This window comes from Paracraurococcus ruber (assembly GCF_004353985.1).
Lineage (GTDB): Bacteria > Pseudomonadota > Alphaproteobacteria > Acetobacterales > Acetobacteraceae > Paracraurococcus > Paracraurococcus ruber.
On sequence record NZ_SMOA01000478.1, the window covers coordinates 1 to 2,559 of the forward strand.

The following is a 2,559-nucleotide window of genomic DNA, read 5'->3' on the forward strand; positions in this document are numbered from 1 at the left end:
CCGGTTCGTCCGGCGCAAAGGCCGCCATCGCCGGCGCCGCGGCATCCGCCGGCGCGATGCCCGCCGCCCCCGCGGCGGGGCTTGGCGACGGGTCGCCAGGGGTGTGGCCGGCGGCAGCCACCGGGCTGCGTCCCGCGGCCTGGCCCGGCCCATGCCCCGGTCCAGGCACGGGTCCATGCCCCGGACCATGCGCGGGTCCATGCGCGGGTGCCCGCCCCGGGTGGTGGTGGCGCGCGACCCCCGCCGGCGCCGCCGCCGGGTCCCCGCCGGCGGCCGCGTGGCTGGACGAAGGCATGCTCCGGAGTATCCCTGTTCCGGCGCAGCCTAGCGGCGCGGGCGTTAACGCCCCCGGAATGGCCGGATGCCGGCGTCAGCCCCCCAGCCGCGGGTTGCGCCAGACCTGGCAGCCATCCGCCTGGGTCAGCGCGTCCAGCGAGACGACCGGCTGCGCCACGGGGAAGAAGCAGGGCTCCTCCCGCTCCAGCCGCCAGCCCGCGCCGAAGAGCAGGTCGAGCAGCGCCCCTTCGATCCGCCGGCTGTGGGTGGCGACGCAGAGCAGCCGCACCCGGTCGTTCAGCACCGGCAGGGCGCCGGCGAGCAGCGCCGCCTCCGTCCCCTGCACGTCCATGTGCAGCAGGTCCACCGCGGCATGCGCCTCCAGCAGCGTCGGCAGCGGGATGCTGGCCTGGCGGGACAGCGGCAGCGCATGGCCGCGGTAGTCGGCGCCGTCGGAGGGCGCAGCCTCGACCGCGCGGCGCCCGGCATCGCCCAGCGCCGCGCCTGGCCAGAGCGCGCCCTTCGCATGCGGCCAGACGACGGCCTGGTGCAGCCGCCAGGCGAGGTCGCCGGCAGCCCCCGCATCCGGCGCGCCCAGCGGAACCAGGCCGTTCAGGTCGAGATGCCGGCGCAGCGCCTGGAAGCGCAGCGGGTCGGCCTCGGCGGCGGTGATGGCGATGCGCCGCTTGCCCAGGCGCCGGGCGCAGAGGGTCGCCAGCGTCACCCAGGGCCCCCAGCCGGCGCCCACCTCCACCACCGCGAAGCCCTCGCCCGCCGACTGCAGGGCGAGGGCGAGGGCGGCATATTCGATCCCGCCCGAGAGCAGGGTGTCGCCGGGAAAGGGCGGGCGATCGATGACCGTCCCGCGCCGATGCGCCTGCGCCGGCTCGTAGTCCGGATCCACCCGCATGCCGAAGAAGTCGAGGATCAGCAGCGGGTCGGGCTGGCGCTCCGGCGCCGCCAGCGCCTCGAGGAAGCGGATATCGGCGTCGCGATAGGCCTGGAAGTGGTGCTCGAAGTCGGGGAGGAGGTGGGGCGGCAGTCTCGGGGTCTCGGGGTGCATCGGCGCGGCCTGGCCTTCTCGGCGATCGCGCGCGGGGTGCCGGCCCCGCGCGCGCGCAGTCTCGCAGACCCGTGAGGGGGCCGCCAGGGCGGTGGCGACGGCGACGCGCGGCCGCCGCCCCGGGGGCGGTCAGTCCGGCCGGCCGGCCACCCGCTGCACCATCCGCCAGATGGCGTTCACCTGCACGCCGTCCTTGAACAGGTAGCGGCTGTCATAGGCATAGCCCCACCAGTTCCAGCAGCCCTCGGGGTTGATGTTGAAGAGGGCGTCCGGCCGCGGCACCGGGAAATCCGATGCCGCCACGGTGCGCGCCTGCGGGTAGAGCACGAGGATGCGGTTGGCCTCGGCCCATTCGTTGACGCCGATGTTGCGGTAGAAGACATCGCCCAGGGCCTGCGCCGACTGCTTGCAGCCATGCAGCACCACATGCAGCCGGCAGGGCGCGGCGCCGTCTCCCTGGCAGGCCTGCGGCACATAGAGATAGCCGGTGTCCCACAGCCCGTGCGGCGCCGGCTGGCCGCCCGGGGCGAATTCCGTCTGGTCGAAGGCGACCAGCGCGCCGGCGGCCTGCGCGGCGCGCGGCTGCAGCGGGCCGTAGATCGTCTGCAGCACCGTCCCCGCCTGGTCGTAGCCGCAATCGTTGATGTAGGGGTCGCGGTTGTCCGGGCAGGCGACGCCGAAGGCCTGGGTGACCCAGGAATGCCCGGCATCCAGCGCCGCGTCGCTGAAGCTGGTGGCGACGGTCGGCAGGCCGAGCAGGCCATAGACCGCGACGGCGCGGCGCACCGTCTCCGGGTTCACCACCCGGTCGGACTTGCCGGTGAAGGCATAGAGCCGGCTGCGGCCCAGCCCCTCCACCGGGTCGATCCAGCCGCGGGCGGCGAAGTCGCGGATGCGGCCGGCATAGGTGGCGGCCGGCTGCAGCAGGGCGGGCGCCGACATGCAGGGCCCGGTGGCGAGGCTGGCCAGCGGCTGCACCCCGTCCGGCCCCGCCGCCAGCACGGCGCAGCCATAGAGCCCGCCGGCGACCAGCCCGGCGCCGGTGAAGGTGGCGGAATGCGCCACATGCAGCTGGTTCGCCATGAAGGCGCCGGAGGAGATGCCGGAGACCGAGATCTGCGCCGGATCGACGCGGTAGCCGCCCAGCCGGTCGGCGGCGGAGGCGGTGCCGGCGAGCAGGCCGAGCCCGAGCAGCGGCCCGGCCAGCAGCGCGGCGCGGC

Annotated in this window: 2 protein-coding genes; both read right to left on the reverse strand. The window is 75.7% G+C overall.

The genetic code is table 11. The features are described from left to right. Window positions 1-370: 370 nt before the first annotated feature. Window positions 371-1,339 carry a class I SAM-dependent methyltransferase gene (locus E2C05_RS30955; protein WP_133223451.1) on the reverse strand — a complete coding sequence of 323 codons (969 nt, stop codon included), beginning with the start codon at window positions 1,337-1,339 and terminating at the stop codon, window positions 371-373. A gap of 129 nt (window positions 1,340-1,468) precedes the next feature. Beyond that, a partial coding sequence (locus tag E2C05_RS33665) for an extracellular catalytic domain type 2 short-chain-length polyhydroxyalkanoate depolymerase (RefSeq protein ID WP_158292488.1) occupies window positions 1,469-2,559 on the reverse strand: 1,091 nt, incomplete at its 5' end.